1 protein-coding gene is annotated in these 1,070 nt (G+C 67.6%); it reads right to left on the bottom strand.

The window, feature by feature from the left end:
* Positions 1–44: 44 nt before the first annotated feature.
* The coding region (locus QZH66_RS15870; protein ID WP_305806860.1) for an acyl-CoA dehydrogenase family protein at positions 45–1,070 on the bottom strand (1,026 nt) is incomplete at its 5' end.

The raw sequence follows: 1,070 nt of genomic DNA on the forward strand, positions 1-1,070 counted from the left end.
GGCCGATAGCGCTTATGTATCCAGCGTTAGTAGCTATGAAAAACCTAGCGAATCGCCTCGGGAGCATCGCCGTCGAGCATGCGCCTGGCAATGATGACGCGCATGATTTCGTTCGTGCCTTCGAGGATCTGGTGCACGCGCGCGTCGCGCAGCAGGCGCTCGAGCGGGTACTCGCGGATGTAGCCGTAGCCGCCGTGCAGCTGCAGCGCCTCGTTGCAGACAGTAAAGCCGGCGTCGGTGGCGAAGCGCTTGGCCATGGCGCAGTAGGTGGACGCATCGGGCGCGCCGGCGTCGAGCTTGCTCGCGGCCAGGCGCACCATCTGGCGTGCGGCGACCAGCTCGGTCGCCATGTCGGCCAGCTTGAACTGCAGCGCCTGGAAGCTCGCGATCGGCTTGCCGAACTGCTTGCGGTCGTGCATGTAGCGCTGCGCCTGCGTGAGCGCGCCCTGCGCCGCGCCGACCGAGCAGGTGGCGATGTTGATGCGCCCGCCGTCCAGGCCCTTCATCGCTATCTTGAAGCCCTCGCCCTCGCGGCCGAGCAGGTGGTCGGCCGGGATGCGCACGTTGTCGAAGCTGATGGTGCGCGTGGGCTGGCTGTTCCAGCCCATCTTGTATTCCTTCTTGCCGTAGCTGATGCCGGGCAGGTCGGCCGGCACGGCAAAGGCGGATATGCCGCCCGCGCCCGATGCCGCATCGCCGGTGCGCGCCATCAGCACCAGCACGTCGGTCGCGCCCGCGCCCGAGATGAAGGCCTTGCTGCCGTTGATCACGTATTCGTGGCCGACCAGTTCGGCGCGCGTTTTCAGCGAGGCCGCGTCCGAGCCGGCGCCGGGCTCGGTCAGGCAGTAGGAGGCGAGCTTTTCACCCGTGGTCAGCAGCGGCCCCCAGTGGTCGCGCACTGCGTCGGTCGCCCAGGTGCCGAGCATCCAGGTCGCCATGTTGTGGATGGTGATGAAGGCGGTGGTCGATGGGTCGACGGCCGCCATTTCCTCGAACACCAGCGTGGCGTCGAGGCGGGGTAGCTGCAGGCCGCCGGCGGCCTCGGGTGCATACAGGCCGCAAAAACCCAG

It is taken from the genome of Stenotrophomonas sp. YIM B06876 (assembly GCF_030711595.1).
Lineage (GTDB): Bacteria > Pseudomonadota > Gammaproteobacteria > Xanthomonadales > Xanthomonadaceae > Stenotrophomonas.